This window comes from Conexibacter stalactiti (assembly GCF_033542075.1).
GTDB lineage: Bacteria > Actinomycetota > Thermoleophilia > Solirubrobacterales > Solirubrobacteraceae > Conexibacter > Conexibacter stalactiti.
This window is the reverse complement of sequence record NZ_JAWSTH010000035.1, coordinates 33,934-56,176: the sequence shown is the minus strand read 5'-3', so window position 1 is coordinate 56,176 and position 22,243 is coordinate 33,934. Positions and strand designations below refer to the sequence as shown.

Annotated in this window: 16 protein-coding genes and 1 pseudogene; 7 read left to right on the top strand and 10 right to left on the bottom strand. The window is 73.1% G+C overall.

Annotated elements, in window-relative coordinates; translation table 11 throughout:
* A pseudogene (locus R7226_RS14580) lies at positions 1 to 968 on the top strand (hypothetical protein); the annotation flags it as partial.
* A gap of 16 nt (positions 969 to 984) precedes the next feature.
* Positions 985 to 2,037: a TlpA family protein disulfide reductase gene (locus R7226_RS14575; RefSeq protein ID WP_318597906.1), complete on the top strand. Its 1,053-nt coding sequence runs from the start codon at positions 985 to 987 to the stop codon at positions 2,035 to 2,037.
* 15 nt (positions 2,038 to 2,052) lie between these two features.
* On the opposite strand, the gene narI is transcribed toward R7226_RS14575, so the two are convergent.
* The 4 genes from narI to R7226_RS14555 are packed head-to-tail and all read right to left on the bottom strand — an operon-like array spanning position 2,053 to position 9,719.
* Positions 2,053 to 3,795, bottom strand: a complete 1,743-nt coding sequence (gene narI / locus R7226_RS14570; protein ID WP_318597905.1) for a respiratory nitrate reductase subunit gamma — start codon at positions 3,793 to 3,795, stop codon at positions 2,053 to 2,055.
* Positions 3,792 to 4,421: a nitrate reductase molybdenum cofactor assembly chaperone gene (narJ, locus tag R7226_RS14565; RefSeq protein WP_318597904.1), complete on the bottom strand. Its 630-nt coding sequence runs from the start codon at positions 4,419 to 4,421 to the stop codon at positions 3,792 to 3,794. Before narJ ends, narI begins: the two co-directional genes overlap by 4 nt.
* Positions 4,418 to 5,980, bottom strand: a complete 1,563-nt coding sequence (narH, locus tag R7226_RS14560) for a nitrate reductase subunit beta (protein ID WP_318597903.1) — start codon at positions 5,978 to 5,980, stop codon at positions 4,418 to 4,420. The genes narJ and narH overlap by 4 nt, the downstream gene beginning before the upstream one ends.
* 4 nt (positions 5,981 to 5,984) lie before the next feature.
* Positions 5,985 to 9,719, bottom strand: coding sequence for a nitrate reductase subunit alpha (locus tag R7226_RS14555; RefSeq protein WP_318597902.1), 3,735 nt, complete (start codon positions 9,717 to 9,719; stop codon positions 5,985 to 5,987).
* Between the two features lie 57 nt (positions 9,720 to 9,776).
* Here R7226_RS14555 and R7226_RS14550 point away from each other — a divergent pair, with 57 nt between their 5' ends.
* A complete protein-coding gene (locus R7226_RS14550; protein WP_318597901.1) occupies positions 9,777 to 12,203 on the top strand; it encodes a choice-of-anchor A family protein in 2,427 nt (808 codons plus the stop codon).
* 3 nt (positions 12,204 to 12,206) lie between these two features.
* Here the strand turns inward: R7226_RS14550 and R7226_RS14545 are convergent, their stop codons facing one another.
* Together R7226_RS14545 and R7226_RS14540 are read right to left on the bottom strand one after the other, a co-directional pair.
* A complete protein-coding gene (locus R7226_RS14545; protein ID WP_318597900.1) occupies positions 12,207 to 12,605 on the bottom strand; it encodes a PIN domain-containing protein in 399 nt (132 codons plus the stop codon).
* Positions 12,605 to 12,784 carry a hypothetical protein gene (locus R7226_RS14540; RefSeq protein ID WP_318597899.1) on the bottom strand — a complete coding sequence of 60 codons (180 nt, stop codon included), beginning with the start codon at positions 12,782 to 12,784 and terminating at the stop codon, positions 12,605 to 12,607. Before R7226_RS14540 ends, R7226_RS14545 begins: the two co-directional genes overlap by 1 nt.
* An 81-nt stretch (positions 12,785 to 12,865) precedes the next feature.
* Here R7226_RS14540 and R7226_RS14535 point away from each other — a divergent pair, with 81 nt between their 5' ends.
* A complete protein-coding gene (locus tag R7226_RS14535; RefSeq protein ID WP_318597898.1) occupies positions 12,866 to 14,044 on the top strand; it encodes an aminotransferase class I/II-fold pyridoxal phosphate-dependent enzyme in 1,179 nt (392 codons plus the stop codon).
* Here R7226_RS14535 and R7226_RS14530 read toward each other — a convergent pair.
* Positions 14,041 to 15,492: a pyridoxal phosphate-dependent decarboxylase family protein gene (locus tag R7226_RS14530; RefSeq protein ID WP_318597897.1), complete on the bottom strand. Its 1,452-nt coding sequence runs from the start codon at positions 15,490 to 15,492 to the stop codon at positions 14,041 to 14,043. The two genes, R7226_RS14535 and R7226_RS14530, sit on opposite strands and share 4 nt — an antisense overlap.
* Before the next feature lie 89 nt (positions 15,493 to 15,581).
* On the opposite strand from R7226_RS14530, the gene R7226_RS14525 reads away from it, so the two are divergent.
* Positions 15,582 to 16,040, top strand: coding sequence for an Lrp/AsnC family transcriptional regulator (locus tag R7226_RS14525; protein WP_318597896.1), 459 nt, complete (start codon positions 15,582 to 15,584; stop codon positions 16,038 to 16,040).
* On the opposite strand, the gene R7226_RS14520 is transcribed toward R7226_RS14525, so the two are convergent.
* Positions 16,037 to 16,519 carry an Lrp/AsnC family transcriptional regulator gene (locus R7226_RS14520; RefSeq protein WP_318597895.1) on the bottom strand — a complete coding sequence of 161 codons (483 nt, stop codon included), beginning with the start codon at positions 16,517 to 16,519 and terminating at the stop codon, positions 16,037 to 16,039. The genes R7226_RS14525 and R7226_RS14520 overlap by 4 nt on opposite strands.
* Before the next feature lie 111 nt (positions 16,520 to 16,630).
* Here R7226_RS14520 and R7226_RS14515 point away from each other — a divergent pair, with 111 nt between their 5' ends.
* Both R7226_RS14515 and R7226_RS14510 read left to right on the top strand, forming a co-directional pair.
* Entirely contained in the window at positions 16,631 to 18,046 is a 1,416-nt protein-coding gene (locus tag R7226_RS14515) for a cystathionine beta-synthase (protein WP_318597894.1), read from the top strand.
* Positions 18,043 to 19,125, top strand: a complete 1,083-nt coding sequence (locus tag R7226_RS14510; protein ID WP_318597893.1) for an aminotransferase class I/II-fold pyridoxal phosphate-dependent enzyme — start codon at positions 18,043 to 18,045, stop codon at positions 19,123 to 19,125. The genes R7226_RS14515 and R7226_RS14510 overlap by 4 nt, the downstream gene beginning before the upstream one ends.
* On the opposite strand, the gene R7226_RS14505 is transcribed toward R7226_RS14510, so the two are convergent.
* Positions 19,122 to 21,482, bottom strand: coding sequence for a glycoside hydrolase family 65 protein (locus tag R7226_RS14505; protein ID WP_318597892.1), 2,361 nt, complete (start codon positions 21,480 to 21,482; stop codon positions 19,122 to 19,124). The genes R7226_RS14510 and R7226_RS14505 overlap by 4 nt on opposite strands.
* Complete coding sequence (locus R7226_RS14500; RefSeq protein ID WP_318597891.1) at positions 21,479 to 22,210, bottom strand: HAD family hydrolase; 732 nt, start codon at positions 22,208 to 22,210, stop codon at positions 21,479 to 21,481. Before R7226_RS14500 ends, R7226_RS14505 begins: the two co-directional genes overlap by 4 nt.
* Between the last annotated feature and the right edge of the window lie 33 nt (positions 22,211 to 22,243).

Genomic DNA, 22,243 nt, shown 5'->3' with positions numbered 1-22,243 from the left:
CCGCCGCGGCGGCGCTGCCGGCCGCCGCCTGGCCGGCCGCCGCACCCGCCGCGAAGACGCGCGGCATCTGCCCGACGCGGCCGCGCGGCACCTGCCCGCCCGGTCTCACGCCCGGCCGCTGGAGAAGAGGCGCCGCGCCCGCGATCGAGTCAGGGCTCCCGTCGACCTTCAACGGCTGCGGCCCGGAGTCGGGCATCAGACTGCCGGTCTTCGGCAGAACCGACCCGGTCCCCGACCGGCCGCTCTTCATCGCCGACTTCTTCAGCTCCTGCCAGGCGCACGACTGCTGCTACGGCGGCTGCGGCAGCGACCAGGTCGCCTGCGACGCCGCCTTCCTCGATGACGCGCTGAAGGCGTGCGCGAAGGCCCATCCCGGCAACGACGAGATCTCGCGCGGGCTGCGGATCGCCTGCAACAAGGTGGCAGCGCTCTACCACTTCGCGGTCGCCTCCGGCGGACGCGCGGCGTGGGAGGCGGCGCAGGAGACCGGCTGCTTCGCGTGCGAGAGATGCGACGCCGACCTGCTCACCGACCCGCGCAACTGCGGCACCTGCGGCCACGTCTGCCCGCCCGGTCAGGCCTGCTGCCTGGGCGAGTGCAAGGACACGAGAGTCGACATGCAGAACTGCGGCGCCTGCGGCAACGTCTGCGCGTCGCACCAGCGCTGCATCGGCGGCCAATGCATCGGGTGCAAGAGACCCGAGATCACGTGCGGCACGCAATGCTGCAACCCGAAGACGCACACCTGCCGCAACGGCGTCTGCGAGAAGAAGTGCCCGCGCGGCCAGCAGCCCTGCAACGGCGAATGCCTCGGCCCCGGCGAGCACTGCTGCGAGGGCCAGGCCTGCGGCGCCGAGCAGGAGTGCTGCTTCCGCACGCGTCAGTCGCCCGACAGAGCCGTCTGCTGCCCGCCTGGGACGACCTGTTACGGCCACCCGGACGGCTTCACCTCATGCAAGCCGATCTGACGACGGAGCTGACGAGATGACCACGATCCTGACCGTCGCGCGGGCGCTGCTCGTCGCCGTCTTCGCCGTCGCCGGCACGGCGAAGCTCGCCGATCGCGACGGCGCGCGCGAGGCCGCGCGCGGTTTCGGCCTCCCACCGCGGCTCGCCGGGCCGCTCGCGCTGGCGCTGCCGCTCGCCGAGCTGGCGATCGCCGGCGCGCTCGTGCCGCTGGCGAGCGCGCCGTGGGCGGCGCTGGCGGCACTGGCGCTGCTGCTCGCCTTCGTCGCGCTGATCGTGCGCGCGCTGCGCGCCGGCAGCGCGCCCGACTGTCACTGCTTCGGCCAGCTGCATTCGGCGCCGGCCGGCCGCGCGACGCTCGTGCGCAACGGCCTGCTGGCGGGGCTGGCAGCGCTCGTCGCGGTCGACGGTCTCGCCACCGGCAGCGGCGGCGCGCCGTCGCTGACCGGCTGGCTCGGCGAGCTGTCGGGCGCCGCGCTCGGCGGGCTTGCGGCGGGCGCCGCCCTGATCGCGCTGTTCGGCGCCGGCAGCTGGTTCGCGCTCGAGCTGCTGCGCCAGAACGGCCGCATGCTGGAGCGGATCGACCGGCTCGAAGAGCTGCGCGGCGGCGACGAGGTCGGCGCAGGGGAGCTGCTCGAAGGGCTGCTCGGCGGCAACGCCGCGCCCGCCCCGCTCGCGGTGGTCCGGCCCGCCCCGCGCGCCGTGCCCGACGTGCCGTTGACCGACCTCGCCGGCGAGCCGATGCCGCTCGGTGACCTGCTGCGCCGCGACCTGCCGCTGCTGCTCGTCTTCTCCGATCCGACGTGCGGGCCGTGCAGAGCGCTGGCGCCGGAGGTCGCGGCGTGGCAGCGCGAGCTGGACGAGGTGCTGACGGTCGCGGTCGTCGGCCGCGGCGACGATGGTGCCGCCGGCGACGCCTACGGCGTCGCCGGAACCCCGAGCGCCGTGCTGATCGCGCCTGACGGACTGATCGAAGGCGGGCCGGTCGGCGGCGCGGGCGCGATCCGCGCGCTGATGCGCAGAGCGGTCGACGTCACCGACTCGGCGGCGCGACCGGCGGCGTCCGCGTAGGGGAATGGCGCGGCGTTACGTCGCCGCGCCCGGCGGCGCGACGGCGACGGCGCTCCGCCGCGTCCCCGCGATCGCGACGCCGCGCACGATCGTGCCGGCGGCGACCACGGCCCAGACGGCGAGCGCGACCCACACCCACGCCTGCGCGAAGTCGGTCATCCAGCCGTGGTCGTCGGCGGCGCCGACGGTGAAGCTGGAGGCGGCGTACATGCCGACGGGGAAGACGGTCGCCCAGCGCAGCGCGCTGAACTGCAGCCGCGGTCGCAGCAGCTCGCCGCCGACCAGCAGCGGCAGCCAGATCAGCTCGACGACGATCAGCGCGACGGCGAGCCCGGCGAGCAGCTCGCGCAGGTCGCTCAGCGCGCCGGTCGCGTCGATCGCCTGCACGACTCTGCCGGCGGCGAGCGCGCTGATCGCGACGGCGCCGCCCGCGATCCAGTGGTCGCCCTTGCCCGTCAGCAGCTGGCGCATGTCGAAGTCGTGCAGCACCCACAGGTAGAAGGCGATCCCGACGATCAGCAGCACGAGCGCGAGCGCGGCGAGCCCCTTGCGCTGCTCGCTGACGGCGAGCGTCGCGCTCAGCACCGCGATCGACTGGGTCGAGACGGTCAGCAGGAAGCTGGCGCCGACGGTCGGCCGTCTCCAAGCGCCGAGCACGGTCGGCAGCAGCGCCAGCAGGAAGAGCGCGGCGATCACGAGCGCGACGATCCCCGCCCACGACCAGCCGTAGAGCGTCAGCCGCGCGCCGAGCACGCCGGTCCCGGCGACCCCGGTCAGCGACGCCGGCAGTGCGGCCTCGGCGAGGAAGCGCGCGCGGTGCACGAGGAAGCGCGCGAGCAGCAGCAGCGCCAGCACGGCCCAGATCCCCAGCCCGATCCACATCAGCGCCTCTGAGAGCCCGTCGCGGCCGTCGAGCGCGAGCGCGACGGAGACGATCGCCGTCCCCATCACCGCGCCGCCGGAGGCCGGCGGCAGCGCCTCCAGCACCCGCCGCAAAGGGCGCGCGAGCGGGCCGGCGCGATGCAGCGGCCGCGCCGCGATCGGCGCCGCGAGGCCGGCGCCCGGCAGCGTGCCGCCGAGCCGGCTGCGGTAGAGGATCGGCGGCCGCCCGAGGTACTGGACCGGCGCCGACCAGACGTGCACGAGGCGGCTGAACGGCCACAGCATGTAGAGCCCCCACGCCAGCACGGCGTGCACCTGATAGCTGGCGTCGACGCCGCGCATCAGCTCCGGGTCGGGGTTGAGCCGCAGCACGCCGCGGAACCACGGCGCGACGTCCTCGCGGTAGTTGTAGCCGCCGCCGATCAGGTTGATCCCGATCGTCTGGAAGGAGCCGAGCACGATCAGCGCGGTCAGCAGCCCGTACGTCAGCATGTCGACGCGCGTCGTCGTCACGCGCACGCGCTTGACGGTCGCGCGGCGGTAGAGCAGCAGCGCGAAGCCGATCACCGTCGCCAGCGCCGCGAGCGTGCCGGCACCGGTCGAGAAGTCCTTGTAGGTCGTCTCCGAGATCCCGAGCGACTCGGTGAACGACTCCGGGATCAGTATCCCGATCACGTGACCGGCGATCGCGGCGAGCGCGCCGTAGTGGAACAGCGGCGCGCCGATCCCCAGCAGTCTGCGCTCGAACAGCTGCGTCGAGCGCGCCGTCCAGCCGAACTGGTCGGCTCTGTAGCGCCAGACGTGGCCGACGACGAAGGTCGCGATCGCGAGGTAGGGCAGGATCACCCACCAGAAGATCCCGGCGCCGTCGCTCACGCCGCCCCCGGCAGCTCGACCCCCACGCGCTCCTGCGGCGGACCTTCTCGCAGCAGCTTCTCGACGCGTGCGACCGCACCCTCGTCGGGCGCGCCGAGCGCGATCGCGACGGCGTCGACGACGTCCGCATACGGGCTCTCGGCGTCGCGCAGCGCGATCCGCAGCAGCTCGAGCCCGGCGCGGTGCTCGCGCAGCAGCGCCTCCCCATAGCCGTCGGGCGCGCTGCCGGCGAACTCCAGCATCACGGGCAGGAAGTCGGGCAGCTCGCCGCTCTCCATCGGAAGCCCGGCAGCGCGGTAGAGCTTGCGCAGCCGCAGCAGCGCGACGCCCCGCTCGCGCGTGTCGCCGTGGCTGAAGTACGTCAGATAGAGGCCGGTGCGCCGTCTCACCTCGAACGTCTCGATCCAGCGCTCCTGCAACGCGCGGCCGTCGGGCGCGGCGGCGAAGGCGGCGGCGAAGCGCGCCAACGGCTCGCGCACGCGGCGGTGGCGCAGCCGCGCGGCGGCGTCGGCCAGCTCGTCGCGGCCGGCGAGCAGACGCGCGTCGGGATAGCGCAGCAGCCACGAGGCGACCGCGAAGGCGCGCGGCTCCGGACCGCGCCCGCGCAAGCGCGCGACGCGGCTCACGGCGCGGCCTCCCCACCGCTGCCCCGCACCTGCGTCACGTTCAACATGAAGCTGTCGATCGGCGTCTGCTCGGGGTCCTCACGCGGGCCGCCGCCGCTCGCCCCGCACGAGCCCGGACCGCCGGCGAAGTCGAGCCCGCACGAGCCCTGCTGCTCGGTCAGCCGCTCGGCCAGCTCGGTGTGCGCGAGCGGGATCACGTAGCGGTCGTGGTACTTGGCGATCGCGAGCAGGCGGTAGAGCGTCTCCAGGTCGCTCCCCTCCAGGCCGACTGCGCTCGCGATCGCAGGCTCCTCGACGCCGAGCACCTCGCGCTTGCGCATGTAGGCGCGCATCGCGGCGAGGCGGTGGAGCACGTCGCGCACGACGCCGGTGTCCCCCGCGCTCAGCAGTCCCGCGATGTACTCGACCGGGATCCGCATGTGGTCGATCGCGGGGAAGACGTCGTCGGGGTCGGCCTCGTAGCCGTCGTGCTCCAGCGTCGAGACGATCGGCGACAGCGGCGGCACGTACCAGACCATCGGCAGCGTGCGGTACTCGGGATGGAGCGGCAGCGCGACGCCGTAGCGGACCGCGAGGGTGTAGACCGGCGAGCGCGACGCCGCCTCCAGCCAGTCGTCGGGGATCCCGTCGCGGCGCGCCTGCTCCCGCACCGAAGGGTCGTCGGGGTCGAGCATGATCGAGCGCTGCGCGTGCAGCAGCTCGCGCTCGTCGGGCACCGACGCCGCCTCCTGCACGCGATCGGCGTCGTAGAGCACGAGGCCGAGGTAGCGGATCCGCCCGACGCAGGTCTCCGAGCAGACGGTCGGCTGGCCCTGCTCGATGCGCGGGTAACAGAGCGTGCACTTCTCGGCCTTGCCGGTGCCGTGGTTGAAGTAGACCTTCTTGTACGGGCAGCCGGAGACGCAGTAGCGCCAGCCGCGGCAGCGCTCCTGGTCGACGAGCACGATCCCGTCCTCCTCGCGCTTGTACATCGCGCCCGACGGGCACGAGGCGACGCACGACGGGTTCATGCAGTGCTCGCAGATGCGCGGCAGGAAGAAGTAGAACGCCTCCTCGTACTGCATCCGCACCTGCTCCTGCATCGTGGCGAGCTGCGGATCGGTGGCGGCGTCGGCGCCGGCGAGGCCGTCGTCCCAGTTCGGCCCCCATCTCGGCGCGAGTCTGTCGCCGGTCAGCTGCGAGCGGGGCGTCGCGACCGGGTCGGCGTCGCTCAGCGGCGCGTCGATCAACGTGCGGAAGTCGTAGCTCCACGGCTCGTAGTAGTCGTCGATCTGCGGCATGTCGGGGTTCGCGAAGATCCCCAGCAGCTTCTTCACCTGGCCGCCGGCCTTGAGCTTCAGGCGCCCGCGGCGGTCGAGCGTCCAGCCGCCGTTCCAGCGCTCCTGATCGGACCATTGGCGCGGGTAGCCGGCGCCCGGCTTCGTCTCGACGTTGTTGAACCAGACGTACTCCGTCCCCGGGCGGTTGGTCCAGACCTGCTTGCACGTGACCGAGCAGGTGTGGCAGCCGATGCACTTGTCGAGGTTCATCACCATCGCGACCTGTGCCTTGACGTGCATCGCCCTAGAACTCCACCGGCGCGCGCCGCTTGCGCACGACCGTCAATTCATCGCGGTTGGAGCCGGTCGGGCCGTAGTAGTTGAAGCCCCACGAGAGGTGGGCGTAACCGCCGATCAGGTGCGTCGGCTTCATCGTGATCCGCGTCAGCGAGTTCTCGGTCCCGCCGCGGTTGCCGCGCAGCTCGGTCCGCGGCGTGTTCACGTGGCGGTCCTTCGCGTGGTAGAGCATGCAGGTGCCCTGCGGCAGCCGGTGCGAGACGACGGCGCGGCAGGCGACGATCCCGTTGCGGTTGTACGCCTCGACCCAGTCGTCGTCGGAGATCTCCAGCGCCCCGGCGTCCTCGCGGGCGAGCCACAGCACCGGCCCGCCGCGGAAGAGCGTGAGCATGTGCAGGTTGTCCTGGAACTCGGAGTGGATCGACCACTTCGAGTGCGGCGTCAGGTACTTCAGCGTCAGCTCGCGCTCGCCGTTGGCGGCGAGCGGCTCGCCGGCGTCGATCTGCCCGCCGAAGTTGAGCGGCGGCCGGTAGGCCGGCAGCGCCTCGCCCAGCTCCAGCATCCACTCGTGGTCCTGGTAGAGGTGCATGCGGCCGCTGAACGTGTGCCACGGCTTCGCGCGCTCGGTGTTGATCGTGAAGGCGCTGTAGCGGCGGTTCTTCGCGTCGATCCCCGACCACTCCGGAGAGGTCGTGACCGCGCGCGGCTGCGTCTGCGTGTCGGCGAAGACGATCCGCGCCTCCGCGGTCGCCTCGGCGAGGTCCGCGAGTCTCAGCCCCGTGCGCGGTTCGAGCGATCTGAACCCCTCCAGCGCGAGCCGTCCGTTGGAGACGCCCGAGAGCGCGAGCATCGTCTCGGCGACCTCGACGTCGCGGTCCAGCCGTGGCCGGTTCGCGGCGACGCCGTCGCGGTGGGGCGGCCCGTTCTGGCGCCGCAGCCACTCGACCTCCTCGCCGGCTCTCCACGACGCGCCCTTGACCGCGCAGCCGGCCGTCTCCACCAGCGGCCCGAGCGCCGCCCACTTCGCCGCGAGCGCGCCGTAGTCACGTTCGACGACGGTGAACGCGGGCATCGTCACGCCCGGCAGCGGCTCGCACTCGCCGGCCGCCCAGTCGCGCACGCGCCCGTGCGGCTGCGCCAGCTCGCCCGGCGTGTCGTGCTGGATCGGCAGCGCGACGAGGTCGTGGCGGACGCCGAGGTGCCGCTGCGCGAGCGGCTCGAAGGCGCGCACGACGGCGCCCCACGCGTCCCAGTCGGTGCGCGCCTCCCACGGCGGCGCGATCGCCGGGTTGAACGAGTGCACGAACGGGTGCATGTCGGTCATCGACAGGTCGTGCTTCTCGTACCAGGTGGCGGCGGGCAGCACGACGTCGGCATGCAGCGCCGTCGAGGTCATGCGGAAGTCGACGTTGACGAGCAGGTCGAGCTTGCCGCGCGGCGCCTCGTCGTGCCAGACGACGGTTCTCGGCCGCTGCTCGGGGCCGTTCTCGTTCGCGGTGACGGTGTCGTCGGTGACGCCGAGCAGGTGGCGCAGGAAGTACTCGTGGCCCTTCGCCGAGGAGCCGAGGATGTTGGAGCGCCAGACGCTCATGACCCGCGGCCAGTTGCGCGGCGCGTCGGGGTCGTCGACGGCGAAGCCGAGTCGTCTCGCGCGCAGCTCCTGCACCACGTGCGCGGCGGGGTCGGCGGCCGTGCCGGCCGCGACCGCGGCGCGCGCCTCGTCGGCGAGGTCGAGCGGGTTGCGGTCGAGCGTCGGCGCGGCCGGCAGCCAGCCCATCCGCACCGCCTGCGCGTACGTGTCGAGCGTGTGCAGCCCGTCGAAGCGGCCCGTGCCGAGCGGCGAGGCGAAGTCGGCCGGGCGCAGCCGCTCGTAGCGCCACTGGTCGACGGCGGTGTAGAAGAACGAGGTGCCCTGCGCCAGCCGCGCCGGTCGCTGCCAGTCGAGCCCCATCGCGAGCTGTTGCCAGCCGACGAAGGTGCGGATCTTCTCCTGCCCGACGTAGTGAGCCCAGCCGCCGCCGTTGCGCCCGACGCAGCCGCAGGCGAGCAGCAGCGTCAGGAACGAGCGATAGGTCTGGTCGGAGTGAAACCAGTGGTTGGTGCCGGCGCCCATCGCGATCATCGAGCGGCCGTCGTTCAGCTCTGCGTTGCGCGCGAACTCGCGCGCGACCTTCGCGGCGGCGTGGCGGTCGACGGAGGTGATCGCCTCCTGCCAGGCCGGCGTGTACGGCGTCTCGGCGTCGTCGTAGTCGCGCGGCCAGTCGCCGGGCAGGCCCGCGCGCGCGACGCCGTAGTTGGCGAGCAGCAGGTCGAGCACGGTCGTCACGAGCTGGTCCCCGATCCGCTTGACCGGGACGCCGCGGCGCATCGCGCTGCCGCCGTCGGACGGTCCGCCCTGCTCGCCGACGTCGAAGCGCGCGAGCTGCACGAGCACCGCGTCGTCGCGCGTCGCGTGGACGCTCAGCAGCGGGTCGATCCCCTCCAGCTTCAGGTTCCAGCGGCCCTCGCCGCCGGCGCCGTAGCGGAAGCCGGCGGCGCCGTTGGGGATCGCGGCCGCGCCCGTGTTCGCGTCGATCAGCGCTGGCTTCCAGGCGGCGTGCGCGTCGTCGTCGCCGAGGTCGTCGGCGCAGAGGAAGCGGCTGGGGAGGTAGGTGCCGTCGTCGCGCGCATCGAGCGTGACGAGCAGCGGCAGGTCGGTGAAGCGCTTCGCGTAGTCGGCGAAGGCGGGCGTCTCGCGGTCGACCCAGAACTCTCTCAGCACGACGTGACCCATCGCCATCGCGAGCGCGCCGTCGGTGCCCGGCTGCGCCGGCAGCCAGTCGTCGGCGAAGGTCGTGTGGTCGCTGTAGTCGGGCGAGACGACGACGACCTTCTGGCCCTTGTAGCGCGCCTCGGTCATGAAGTGGGCGTCGGGCGTGCGCGTGATCGGGATGTTGGTCCCCCACACGATCAGGTAGCTGCTGTTCCACCAGTCGGCTGACTCGGGCACGTCGGTCTGGTCGCCGAAGGTCTGCGGCGAGGCCGGCGGCAGGTCGGCGTACCAGTCGTAGAAGCTCACCATCGAGCCGCCCAGCAGCGAGACGAAGCGGCTGCCGGAGGCGAACGAGACCGGCGACATCGCCGGCAGCGGCGTGAAGCCGACGATCCGGTCGGGGCCGTGCTCCGCGATCGTGTGGACGTGCGCGGCGGCGATCAGCTCGGCCGACTCCTCCCACGTGGCGCGCACGAAGCCGCCCTTGCCGCGCTGGCGCTGGTAGGTGGCGCGCAGCTCCGCGTCGGCCTGGATCGACGCCCACGCCTCGACGGGGTCGCGGCCGGCCTCCTTCGCGGCGCGGTACGCCTCCAGCAGGGAGCCGCGCACGAGCGGGTGCTTGAGCCGCAGCGGCGAGTACGTGTACCAGGAGAAGGAGGCGCCGCGGGGGCAGCCGCGCGGCTCGTGGTCGGGCATGTCGGGCCCGGTCGAGGGGTAGTCGGTCGCCTGGTTCTCCCACGTGATGATCCCCTCCTTCACGTAGACGTTCCAGGAGCAGGAGCCGGTGCAGTTGACGCCGTGGGTCGAGCGCACGACCTTGTCGTGCGCCCAGCGCTCGCGGTAGCTGTGCTCCCAGCGGCGGTCGCGGCCGATCAGCAGCGACCATGCGTCGGCGTCGAGCGTGCCTCTGCGGAGGAACTCGTGGGCGTCGAGCAGCAGCGAACGGCGGCTTTCGTCGCGCGCTCCGCCCCGCTCCCCCGTGTCGGCCATGAAAGCGGTTCTTCCCCTCGGTGACTGGCGCGGAACACGGTCGGGAAGAACCGCCGGATGAAGGCGTTCCGGATCGCCATCGCCGCCGCGGCGCTCGTCGCGCTGCTCGCCACCGCCGCCGTCGTGACCGCCCAGTCGGGCGGCCAGAGCGTCAGATTCGTCCGCGGCGCCTGCGCGCCGACGCTCGCCGACCGCAACGTCTCCGTCTTCACGATCGGCGACTACGTCGGCATCAACCACGAGGTCGCCGGCCGCGTCGTCGCTGCCGGCGACGTCTCGGTCGAGCAGATGCGCGTCGGGACCGCCCTGGAGCCCAACCCCGACCGCTTCGACCTGATCGCCGGCGGCTCGATCACCGCCAACGGCACGACGGTCGCCGGCGGCAGCGCCAGCTATGGCACGACGCTGACCGGTCAGCTGCTGGCGCCGAACGGGACGATCGAGAGAGCGGCGCCGGCGGCCGACCTGGCGGGGATCTACGCCAGCGAGGCGGAGGCGTCGCGGGCGTGGACGCAGCTGCCGGCCAACGGCACGATCAGCGGCCCGACCTACGGCCAGCTGCAGTTCGTCGGGAGCGATCCCGAGCGCAACGTCTTCCGCATCTCGGCGGCCGACCTCCACCAGGCCCAGCGGATCCAGGTCAGAGTCCCGGCCGGCTCGACGACGCTGATCGACGTGACCGGCGACGCCTACTCCTCGGCGACGCTGCCGAGCGTCAGCGTCGAGCTGTGGAACGGCTCCGACTACGTCCAGGTCGGCGGTGAGGACGGCACCGACCTCGACCAGATCCGGCGCAAGCTGCTGTGGAACTTCGCCGACGCGAGATCGCTCCAGATTGGCCCGGGGATCACCTGGCAGGGCTCGATCATCGCGCCGAACGCCGACGCGAGACTGTCTGGCAGCACCCAGATCTACGGCTCGGTCGTGGCGGCGAACGTCGACGACCAGGCGACCTTCTTCCTGCGTCCGTTCGACGGCTGCCTGCCGCCGCCCGAGCCCGACCCGGCCGACGACCTGACGCTGCTGGCCGAGTGCGTCGACCCGGTCACCGGTCAGGTGGAGATGCTGCTGCGCAACAGCGGCCTCGCCGACGTCGACGTGACGTGGGCGGACCGGCTGAGCGCGCAACAGGGCGCCTTCACCGCGCCGGCGCTGAAGGACACGTGGTTCGAGGTCGAGGACGGCGACCAGCCGCACGTGATCGACGTGCACGCCGGCCGCACGACGCTGACGGCGAGAACGTCGCCGTCGGACGGCTGCGTCGGCGAGATCTTCATCACCAAGCGCGTGACCGGCGACGGCACGCCGCCGGGCGGCCGCTGGAGCATCACGGTCAGCGGCGACAACGGCCACGAGAGGAGGATCGCGCTCGGCGACGGCCAGAGCCGGCTGCTCGTCGTGCCCGGCTCGATCGCGCCCGGCTCGGTGACGATCGGCGAGCTGCCGCAGGGGACCCGCTACGTGGTGACCGAGCCCGATCCGCGCGGCGCGGTCGTCTCGACCAGTCGCAACCCGGTCACGATCACCGAGGAGAACCGCGAGGAGGTCGTCGTCGGCAACGACTACAGCGCGGATCCGACGGTGCCGCCGCCCGTTGAGCCGCCGGTCGAGCCCGTCCTGCCGCCGGTCACCCCGCCGGTCCAGCCGACGCTGCCGCCCGACGTGAACGACAGCGGCCGCGGGCCGGGCCTGTCACTGGCCGTCGACACGCCGACCTCGGCCGACGTCGCGATCACCGAGACGATCGCGCCGCGACGGCTGCTCGTCGGCGGGACGACGACGCTGCGCGTACGCGTCGTCAACAACGGGCCGCAGGCGGCCGCCGGCGTCGTCGCGCGCGAGCTGCCGCAGGTCGACCCGCAGCGGCCGAACCGGATCGCGCGCGTGCTGTCGGTCAGAGCCTCGAACGGGACCGCGAGATGCAACGACGTGCGCCCGGTCCGCTGCCAGCTCGGCACGCTCGCGGCGGGCGAGTCGCGCACGATCGTCGTGCGCGCGCGGGTGCTGCGCGTCGGGACGCTCGAGAGCGTCGTCTACGTCTCTTCCACGACGCCCGATCGCAACACCTCCAACAACGCCGACGCCGCCGGCCTCGTCGTGCGCGCGCCGACCCCGGCGTTGCGCGCCGCGATCAGCTCGCCGCCGCGCGTGACCGTCGGCGACCACGTGCGCTATCGCGTCAGCGCGATCGGCGGCGCGCCGCGCGGCGCCCGCCACGTGCGCGTCTGCCACCGCCCGCCGGCCGGTCTGCTCGTGCGCTCGGCGCCCGGTGCGAGACGGATCGGCGGTCGGCTCTGCCGCGACGTCCCGCGCCTCGCGCGCGGCCAGCGCACGAGCTTCGTCGTCAACGCCGTCGCGCGCGCCAGCGCCGCCGGCCGCACGCTCCCGCTGCTCGCCCGCGCGACTGCCACCGACCTCGCGCGCGCCGCCCGAGCCGACACGACCGTCGACGTGATCGCGGTGCTGCCGACGGGGCGGGGGTAGGGGTCAGGCTGCCGCTGGCGCAAGCACAGAAAGCTCGTGATGAGAACAGCCGGCCTGGAGCTGACGGTCGTACGTCATCACGGCGGTGATCGAGCCTCGCTTCCTGAGCCGGACCGCGGCATCGAGATGAATCGCGTCGAGCGAGCGAACCGTCACCGGCTCGATCCGTGATGCACGCAGTAGGGAAGCAGAACCAACGGGAAGCAACTGCACGCCGCTGAGCAGGCGCTCGGCGGCCGTGAGGAGCCGCTCGCGCGCCGCCAGTCGCCGCAGCTCGACGACGATCAGCTCGCTCGACCAGCGCGGTACGTGCACCGCGATCTGCTCGCGGATGAGGGCGGCGTCAGGTTCGTCGAGCAGCACTCGCCCGAGGGCAGAGGTATCCAGGTAGATCCCGTTCATCAGACGCCACGGCTTCGATCCTGGGCGAGCAGGCGGTCGGTGGTCCCGGCCGGATGCGGTTGCGCGGTGGCGAGATGAGCGTCGATCAGTGCGAGGAGGTCCGGCGTCTCCGCCGCCACTTCGTTGGCGGTAGCGCGAAGCGCTGTGTTCGCCGTCGCTGTTCTCGGGCGCTCGCTCATCGTCGAATGAGCCTCGCAGGCGATCCACGAGATCTCAACAGTCTCGATATGGGACTTCCCGCTCCGCTACCGTCCCGCCGCATGAGCGTCCCCGTCGCGCGCCGGCTGCGTCCGTTCGGCACCACGATCTTCACCGAGATGTCGGCGCTGGCGCAGCGGACCGGCGCGATCAACCTCGGGCAGGGCTTCCCCGACGAGGATGGGCCGGCAGAGCTGGTCGAGGCCGCCGCGGAGGCGCTGCGGAGCGGGCACAACCAGTACGCGCCGCTGGGCGGCGTGCCGGAGCTGCGGGTCGCGATCGCTGGCCATCAGCGGCGGCGCTATGGACTGGAGGTCGACCCCGATGACGGGGTGCAGGTGACCTTCGGCGCGACGGAGGCGATTGCGGCGGCGTTGCTGGGACTGCTGGAGCCGGGCGAGGCGGTCGTCGCGCTGGATCCGACCTACGACTCCTACGGCGCCGCGGTCGCGCTCGCCGGCGGGGAGCTGCGACGCGTCACGCTGCGGGCGCCGGCGTTCGCGCTCGACCTCGGCGCGCTGGAGGCGGCGGTGCGCGGCGTCGGCGCGGCCGGTGCGCGTCAAGAGGCCCGCGTCCTCCTGCTCAACTCGCCGCACAACCCGACCGGCCGCGTGCTGAGCCGCACCGAGCTGGAGGGGGTCGCGCGCATCTGCGTCGAGCACGACCTGATCGCGATCACCGACGAGGTCTACGAGCACCTCGTCTTCGACGGCGCCGAGCACATCCCGCTCGCGACCCTGCCGGGGATGGCCGATCGCACGCTGACAATCTCCAGCGCCGGCAAGGCCTTCTCATTCACCGGCTGGAAGATCGGCTGGTGCAGCGGCCCGCCGGAGCTGGTCGCGGCGGCGCGCGCGGCGAAGCAGTTCCTCACCTTCGCCGGCGGCACGCCGCTGCAGCACGCGGTCGCGCGCGGGCTCGACGACGCCGAGCGCCACACCGCCCCGCTCGCCGCCCGCCTGCAGGCCAACCGCGACCGCCTCGCCGCCGGCCTCCGAGCGGCCGGCTTCGCCGTCGCGCACAGCGAGGGCACGTACTTCATCAATGCCGACGCCGCCCCGCTCGGCGTCGCCGACGCCGCCGCCTGGTGCCGCGAGCTGCCCGCCCGCGCCGGCATCGTCGCGATCCCCGCGAGCGCCTTCCACGCCGATCCCGCGACCGCGCCGACGCTCGTCCGCTTCGCCTTCTGCAAGCGGCCGCAGGTGATCGACGAGGCGGTCGCGCGGCTGGCGCGGATCTAACGCGCGGCGCCCGCGTCCGCGCCGCGTGCGTCCGCCGCGCCCGCGCTCGCACCGCCGACCAACCCACCCGCCACCTCGTCGACCACCTCCACCACAGCCTCCACGTCCTCGTCGGTCGTGCGGTGGTTGACGAAGCAGGCGCGCAGGCACGAGCGGCCGTCCAGCTCGGCGGCGGCGAGCAGGATCCGGCCGTCGCGCTCGATCGCGCGCACGAGCGCGGCCGTCGCGGCGGCGTCGGGGCAGCTCACGTGGCGGAAGCAGACGGCCGACAGCTGCGGCTCGTGCAGCAGCTCGAAACGCGGGTGCTCTGACAGCAGCCGCGCGAGCGTACGCGCCTGCGCGAGGTTGCGCTCGATCGCCACGCGGAAGGCGTCGGCGCCGTGGACGGTGAAGGCGAGCCACAGCTTCAGCGCGCGCAGCGGGCGCGAGTACTCGAGCGTGCGATCGACCGGGTGCAGCTCGGCCAGCTCGCCGTGCGGGATGTAGCTCTCGTGATGGGAGAAGGTGCGCTCCAGCGTCGCGCCGTCGCGCACGAGCAGCACGCTGCACGCCTTCGGCACCGCCAGCCACTTGTGCGCGTCGACGGTCGCCGAGTCGGCCCGCTCCAGACCCGCGAACAGCGCGCCGGCGCTCGCGGTCGCGGCGGCCGGCAGCCCGTAGGCGCCGTCGACGTGCAGCCAGACGCCGTGCTCGGCGCAGACGGCGGCGATCGGCTCCAGCGCGTCGACCGCGCCGGTCAGCGTCGTGCCGCCGGTCGCGACGACCGCGACCGGGACGATCCCCGCGCGCACGTCCGCGGCGATCGCCGCCGCCAGCGCGTCGGGCCGCAGGCGCCGCTCCTCGTCGACCGGCAGCGCCCGCACCTGGCGGCCGCCGATCGCCAGCACCTCGGCCGCGCGCCGCACCGAGTAGTGCGCGTCGGCGGAGCAGTAGAGCGCCATCCGGCGGCCGTCGCCGCCGCTGTGGCGGAAGCCGGGCAGCGCCCGCTCGCGCGCGGCGGCGAGCGCGGTCAGGTTCGAGATCGTGCCGCCGGCCGCGAGCATGCCGTCGGCCGGGGTGCCGAAGCCGGTGAACTCGGCGACCCAGCGGATCGCCTGGCGCTCGAACAGGTCGGCGCCGCCGGCCGCGACGGCGACGTTGATGTCGTGCGCGGCGGCGAGCGCGTCGCCGAGCACGCCGATCTCAAGCCCCGAGGAGCCGACGTAGGCGAGGTAGCGCGGGCGCGGCTGTGAGATCGACGCGTCGAGCACCTCGGCGGCGAGCGTCAGGGCGGCGCGCGCGTCGCTGCCGTCGGCCGGCAGCGGTCCCGTCAGCAGCGCGCGGTGGCGCGCGTCGAGCAGCGGCTGGCCGGGGCGAGCGTGGTCGAAGGTGCGCCAGCTGTCGAGGATCAGGGAGGCGGCATGCGCGAGCGCCTGCTCGCGGTCGGGGAGGCTGAGCGCAGAGGTCATGGGGCGAATCTCGCTCTGCGCGCCATCGCGGCGCAACGATCACGCACGATCGAGGCCGAAGTGCGCTCGATTCGAGCTAGATTGGCCGGATGGCCGGCACGGTTTCCGTCGATGACGTCGATCTCGCACTGCTCGAGCTGCTGCGCGCCGACGCGCGCCGTTCGGTCGCCGACCTGGCGCGCGAGGTCAACCTCTCGCCGGCGCCGGTCGGCCGCCGCATCGCGCGCCTGGAACGGCAGGGCGTGATCGCCGGCTACACCGCGCTCGTCAACGAGTCGAAGCTCGGCCGCGGCGTCGAGGCGTTCGCGGAGGTGCGCGTCAGAGGCGACGCCGACATCGCGGCGGTGCTCGAGCTGGCGGCGACGATGCCGGAGGCGCAGGAGGCGTTCACGGTCGCCGGCGACCCCGACGCGCTCGTGCGGCTGGTCGTCGCCGACGCCGAGGGGCTGCGGCGCGCGATCAACACGCTGCGCCACAGCGACGGCGTGGTCAGCACGCGCACACTGCTGGTGCTCGGCAGCTGGCGTCGCAGACCGGGCGCCGCCTAGAACACGCCGGTCCCGCGCACGACCTCGTAGATCAGGTTGGTCTCCGCGTGCGCGACCGACGGGTGGCTGGCGAGGTGCTCGACGACGAACTCGCGCAGGTCGTGCGGGTCGGCGGCGGCGACCCACAGCAGGTAGTCGTCGCCGCCGGTCATGTGGAACAGCGACAGCAACTGCGGCAGCGCGCGCACGTGCGCGGTGAAGCCCTCGATCTGCTCGCGCGAGTGGACCGACAGCCGCACCGCGATCAGCGCCTGCAGCGGCCGTCCGAGCGCGGCCGGGTCGATCTCGGCGTGGAAGCCGCGGATCACGCCGCGCTCGATCAGGCCGCGGACGCGCATCAGGCAGGTCGACGGCGCGATCCCGACGGCGTCGGCGAGGCGCGCGTTCGGCAGCCGCGCATCGGCGGCGAGCAGCTCGACGATGCGGCGGTCGATCGGGTCGAGCGCGTGGGGCGGGGTCGGCGAGGCGTTCGGCAGCACTGCCCAACCCTACCGTCTGAACCGCAGATCATTCGGCATAAGTGCGAATCCTGACAGGATTATTCGCCATTCCAAACAGATCGCCGAACAGTGGCTACAGTCGAACCTATGATGAGCGTTCCCAGCACAAGCACAGGACCCGTCATCGCCGACTCGATCCTCGACGCGATCGGCCACACCCCGCTCGTGCGTCTGTCGCGCTTCGGCGCCGGCCTGACGCCGCAGCTCGTGGCGAAGGTGGAGGCGCTCAACCCGGGCGGCTCGATCAAGGACCGCGTCGCCGTCAAGCTGATCGAGGCCGCCGAACGCGACGGGTCGCTCCAGCCCGGCGGCACGATCGTCGAGCCGACCTCCGGCAACACCGGCACCGGCCTCGCGATCGCCGCGCGCGTGAAGGGCTACCGCGTGATCGCGGTGATGCCGGACAAGATGTCGCGCGAGAAGATCGACCTGCTGCGGGCGTACGGCGCCGAGGTCGTGATCGCGCCGACCGACGTCGCGCCCGACGATCCGCGCTCCTACTACCGCGTCGCCGACCGCCTCGCCGAGGAGATCCCCGGCGCCTTCCAGCCCAACCAGTACTTCAACCAGGCCAACCCGGACGCGCACGAGGCGTCGACCGGGCCGGAGATCTGGGAGCAGAGCGGCGGCAGGATCACCCATCTCGTCGCCGGTGTCGGCACCGGCGGCACGATCACCGGCACGGCCCGCTACCTGCGCCGCATGAACCCCGCGATCGAGGTGATCGGCGCCGACCCGGAGGGCTCGATCTACTCGGCCGGACCGGGCGACGAGGTGCGGCCGTACCTGGTCGAGGGCGTCGGCGAGGACTTCTGGCCGGAGACCTTCGACCGCACCGTCGTCGACCGCTACGTCAAGGTCAGCGACAGAGACTCCTTCCTCGCCGCGCGCAAGCTCGCGCAGACGGAAGGGATCCTCGCGGGCGGCTCGGCCGGCACCGCGCTGCAGGCGGCCGTCGAGGTCGCGCAGGGGATCGACGACCCGCAGGCGCTCGTCGTCGTCGTGCTGCCCGACGGCGGCCGCAGCTACCTCAGCAAGGTCTTCAACGACACCTGGATGACCGAGCACGGCTTCCTCGACCGCGGCACCGACCTGCGCGTCGGCGACGTGCTGCGCGCCAAGCGCGACGACGCGCACGGCCACGGCCCCGCGCTGCCGCCGCTGGTCACCGTCCACACCCACCAGCCGGTCCGCGACGCCGTCTCACTGCTGCATGAGCACGGCGTCTCGCAGCTGCCGGTCGTCTCCGCGACCGATCCGAGCGCGATCGTCGGCTCGGTCGGCGAGCGCGGCCTGCTCGCGCATGCCGTCGGCGACCCGTCGCTGCTGACGGCGCAGATCGTGCACGTGATGGAGCCGCCGCTGCCGGCGGTCTCCGCCAACGACCCGGTGCGCGACGCCGTCACGCTCCTGACCGGCGAGCGGCAGGCGCTGCTCGTCACGCAGGATGGTGCGCCCGCGGGCATCGTGACGCGGACGGACCTGCTGGAATCGCTGGCCAGATGACCTCGTTCCGCACGCGCGCCGTCCACGCCGGCCTCAGACCGGACCCGACCTACGGCTCGGTCATCCCGGCGATCCACCAGACCTCGACGTACCGCCAGTCGGCGGTCGGCGAGTTCGTCGGCGACTACGACTACGCCCGCTCCGCCAACCCGACGCGCTTCGCGCTGGAGGAGGCGCTCGGCGAGCTGGAAGGCGGCAGAGCGGTCGCCTTCTCCAGCGGGCTCGCGGCCGCGCACGCGCTGCTCGTGCACGTCGCCAGAACCGGCGATCACGTCGTGCTGCCGGCCGACCTCTACGGCGGCACGTTCCGCCTGGTCGACAAGGTGATGGTGCAGTGGGGCCTGCGCTACACGCTGGTCGACCAGACCGACCTCGACGCGCTCGCGGCGGCGATCGAGCCGCGCACGCGCGTCGTCTGGGTCGAGACGCCGACCAACCCGCTGCTGAACGTCGTCGACATCCGCGGCGTGGTCGAGCGGGCGTCCGCGGTCGGCTCCGCGCGCCCGCTCGTCGTGGTCGACAACACCTTCGCGACGCCCGTCAACCAGCGGCCGCTGGAGCTGGGCGCCGACGCCGTCGTGCACTCCACGACGAAGTACCTCGGCGGCCACTCCGACGTCGTCGGCGGCGCCGTGATCGCGAAGGACGACGCGCTCTACGAGGGGATGCGCTTCGTCCAGAACGCGGTCGGCTCGGTGCCCGGCCCGTTCGACAGCTTCCTCGTCCATCGCGGTCTGCGCACGCTGCCGCTGCGGATGGCCGCGCACGCCGAGAGCGCCGCGGCCGTGGCCGACTTCCTGAAGACCGCGCCCGGCGTCAGCGACGTGCGCTGGCCGGGCTTCAGCGGGATGGTCTCCTTCCGCCACGCGGACGCGATCGGGATCGCGCAGCGCACGCGGCTGTTCACGCTGGCCGAGTCGCTCGGCGGCGTCGAGTCGCTGATCGAGGTGCCGCAGGCGATGACCCACCAGTCGGTCGAGGGCTCCGACGCGGCCGTGCCGGCCGACCTCGTCCGCCTCTCGTGCGGAATCGAGGAGCCGGCCGACCTCGTCGAAGACCTGCGCGCGGCGCTCGGCTAACCCCGCCGGCCCGGACGGCGTCTGTCGGGACCGCGTCCGGGCGGCTGCTCGGGGCGCGGGCCGACGTGCGGCGGCGACCACGGCCGCGTCGTGCTCGTGCCCGGTTCCAGCGTCAGCGTCTCGTCGTCGTGCCGGATGATCAGCGGCGCGCCGTCGATCAGCTGGTACGTCGCCGAGCCGTGGACGATCTCGACCCGCAGCCGGCGGCCGCGGAAGGTCAGCCGGAAGGCGAGCCGCTGCAGCGTGTGCGGTATCCGCGGCGCGAACGACAGCTCGCCGCCGTGGTCGCGCAGCCCGCCGAAGCCGGCGACCGCCGCCAGCCACGAGCCCGCCAGCGACGCGATGTGGAGGCCGTCCTTCGTGTTGCCGGCGAGGTCGTCGAGGTCGACGAGCGCCGCCTCGCCGAAGTAGTCGTAGGCGAGGTCGAGCTGCCCGACCTCGGCCGCGACGATCGCCTGCGCGCAGGCCGACAGCGACGAGTCGCGCACCGTCAGCCGCTCGTAGTAGGCGAAGTCGCGCGCCTTCTGCTCGTCGGTGAAGGCATCGCCGCGCTTGTAGAGCGCGAGCACGAGGTCGGGCTGCTTGACGACCTGCTTGCGGTAGAGGTCGAAGTAGGGGAAGTTGAGCAGCAGCGGGTACTGCTCCGGCGCGGTCCCCGCGAAGTCCCACTCGGCGTGGCGCGTGAAGCCCTGCGACTGCTGGTGGACGCCGAGCCGCTCGTCGAACGGCACGCACATCGCGTTGGCGGCGTCGCGCCAGGCGGCCAGCTCCTCGTCGTCGACGCCGAGATGGGCTGCCGTGCGCGGGTGGCGCGCGGCAGCCTCGACCGCCCCGCGCAGGTTCCGCTGCGCCATCAGGTTCGTGTAGACGTTGTCGTCGACGATCGCGGTGTACTCGTCGGGGCCGGTGACGCCGTCGATGTGGAAGTCGCCCTCGACGTCGTGGTGGCCGAGCGAGCGCCACAGCCGCGCCGTCTCGACCAGCAGTCTCAGCCCGATGTCGCGCTCGAAGACGAGGTCGCCGGTCACGTCGACGTGGCGGATGACGGCGTCGGCGACGTCGGCGGCGACGTGGAAGGCGGCCGTGCCGGCCGGCCAGTAGGCCGAGCACTCCTGGCCGCGGATCGTGCGCCACGGGAACGCCGCGCCCTCCAGCCCGAGCTGGAAGGCGCGCTCGTGCGCCAGCGGCAGCGTCGAGTGACGCCAGCGCAGCGCGTCGGCGGCCGCGTGCGGCGCGGTGTACGTCAGCACCGGCAGCACGAACGTCTCCGTGTCCCAGAAGGCGTGGCCGTCGTAGCCGGTGCCGGTCAGCCCCTTCGCCGCGATCGCGCGCCGCTCGGTGCGGGCGCCGGCCTGGAGCGTGTGGAAGAGCGCGAAGCGGATCGCCTGCTGCAGCTCGGCGTCGCCGTCGATCTCGACGTCGGCGCCGTCCCAGAACTCGTCGAGGTACCTGCGCTGCTCGGTCAGCAGGCCGTCCCAGCCGCTGCGCACCGCGGAGGAGAGCGCGGCGTCGACCTGGTCGCGCACGGCCGGCAGCGAGCGCCGGCTCGACCAGCCGTAGCCGATCAGCTTCGTCAGCACGAGCGACTGGCCGTCGCCGATCTCGGTCGCGACCGTCAGCCGCGCGAGGTCGTCGTGGCTCTCGATGTCGACGACGGTGCCCTCCGGCCCCTCGACGACGTGGTCCATCCCGGCCGCCATGCGGATCTTGCTCGCGCGCGTCTGGTGGACGAGCACGGCGCGGCGCTGGTGGTCCTCGTGCAGCTCGGGCACGAGCGGATGCGCGAGCGCGGCGGCCGCGCGCGGGTCCCTGCTGACGGCCGGGCCGGGCTCGTTGGCGACCAGCTCCGACTGCACGACGATGCGCGTCTCGCCGTCGAGCGGACGGACCTCGTAGCGGATCGCGGCGATCCCGCGCTGGACGAACGAGACGAGGCGCGTCGAGCGCACCTCCAGCTCGCGGCCGGCCGGCGAGCGCCAGCGCACGACGCGCTCCAGCGTGCCGGCTCTGAGGTCGAGCACGCGTCTGTGGCTCAGCAGCGTGCCGTAGCGCACGTCGAACGGCTCGTCGTCGACGAGCAGGCGGATGATCTTGCCGTTGGTGACGTTGACGGCCGTCTGGCCGTCCTCCGGGTAGCTGTAGCCGGCCTCGGCGTACGGCAGCGGGCGCGTCTCGTAGAAGCCGGCGAGGTAGGTGCCCGGCTGACCGAACGGCTCCCCCTCGTCGAGGTTCCCGCGCATCCCGATGTGGCCGTTGGAGAGCGCGAAGACCGACTCGGCGTGCGGCAGCAGTCCCAGCTGGAGCTGGTCCTCGGTGATCGACCACGGCTCGACGGTGAAGATCGGTTCGGGGATCACAGCAGCTCCGAGAGGTCGTCGACGACGATGTCGGCGCCGTGGTCGAGCAGCGCCTGACGCTGCCCGGCCCGGTCGACGCCGACCACGAATCCAAATCTGCCGGCGCGGCCGGCGGCGACGCCGGCGAGCGCGTCCTCGAAGACGGCCGCCTGCGCGGGCTCCACGCCGAGCGCCTTCGCGCCCGCGAGGAAGGTGTCGGGCGCCGGCTTGCCGGCGAGCCCCTCGGAACGCGCGGTCGTGCCGTCGACGCGCGCCTCCAGCATGTCGTCGATGCGGGCGGCCTCGACGACCGCCTTGCAGTTGTTGGAGGAGGAGACGACCGCGCGCCGCAGCCCGGCGTCGCGCGCGGCATGCAGGTAGTCGACGGAGCCCGCGAACGGCTCGACCGCGCCGCTGGCGATCAGGTCGAGCACGAGCGCGTTCTTGCGCGTGCCGAGGCCGTTGACGGTCTCGGCCTCCGGGCCGTCGTCCGGCGACCCCTCCGGCAGCTCGATCCCACGTGAGGCGAGGAAGTCGCGCACGCCGGCCTCACGCGGCTTGCCGTCGACCCATCTGGTGTAGTCGGCCCCCTCGAACGGGACGAACGGAGTCCCGTCGCGCTGCGCGCGCTCGCGCAGGTAGGCGTCGAACATCTTCTTCCATGCGGCGGCGTGGACGCTCGCGGTCTGGGTCAGCACGCCGTCGAGATCGAACAGGCAGGCGCTGATGCTGTCTGGGAGGCCGAGCATTCCCGGCAAGATACGGCGTACGCCATCCTTCCG

Coding starts and splice junctions, on each gene's coding strand:
- R7226_RS14545 (WP_318597900.1), bottom strand. CDS start 12,605: ATGAACGGGATCTACCTGGATACCTCTGCCCTCGGGCGAGTGCTGCTC.
- R7226_RS14535 (WP_318597898.1), top strand. CDS start 12,866: ATGAGCGTCCCCGTCGCGCGCCGGCTGCGTCCGTTCGGCACCACGATC.
- narH (WP_318597903.1), bottom strand. CDS start 5,980: ATGCACGTCAAGGCACAGGTCGCGATGGTGATGAACCTCGACAAGTGC.
- R7226_RS14515 (WP_318597894.1), top strand. CDS start 16,631: ATGAGCGTTCCCAGCACAAGCACAGGACCCGTCATCGCCGACTCGATC.
- R7226_RS14550 (WP_318597901.1), top strand. CDS start 9,777: ATGAAGGCGTTCCGGATCGCCATCGCCGCCGCGGCGCTCGTCGCGCTG.
- R7226_RS14530 (WP_318597897.1), bottom strand. CDS start 15,492: ATGACCTCTGCGCTCAGCCTCCCCGACCGCGAGCAGGCGCTCGCGCAT.
- R7226_RS14555 (WP_318597902.1), bottom strand. CDS start 9,719: ATGGCCGACACGGGGGAGCGGGGCGGAGCGCGCGACGAAAGCCGCCGT.
- R7226_RS14575 (WP_318597906.1), top strand. CDS start 985: ATGACCACGATCCTGACCGTCGCGCGGGCGCTGCTCGTCGCCGTCTTC.
- R7226_RS14500 (WP_318597891.1), bottom strand. CDS start 22,210: ATGCTCGGCCTCCCAGACAGCATCAGCGCCTGCCTGTTCGATCTCGAC.
- R7226_RS14540 (WP_318597899.1), bottom strand. CDS start 12,784: ATGAGCGAGCGCCCGAGAACAGCGACGGCGAACACAGCGCTTCGCGCT.
- R7226_RS14525 (WP_318597896.1), top strand. CDS start 15,582: ATGGCCGGCACGGTTTCCGTCGATGACGTCGATCTCGCACTGCTCGAG.
- R7226_RS14510 (WP_318597893.1), top strand. CDS start 18,043: ATGACCTCGTTCCGCACGCGCGCCGTCCACGCCGGCCTCAGACCGGAC.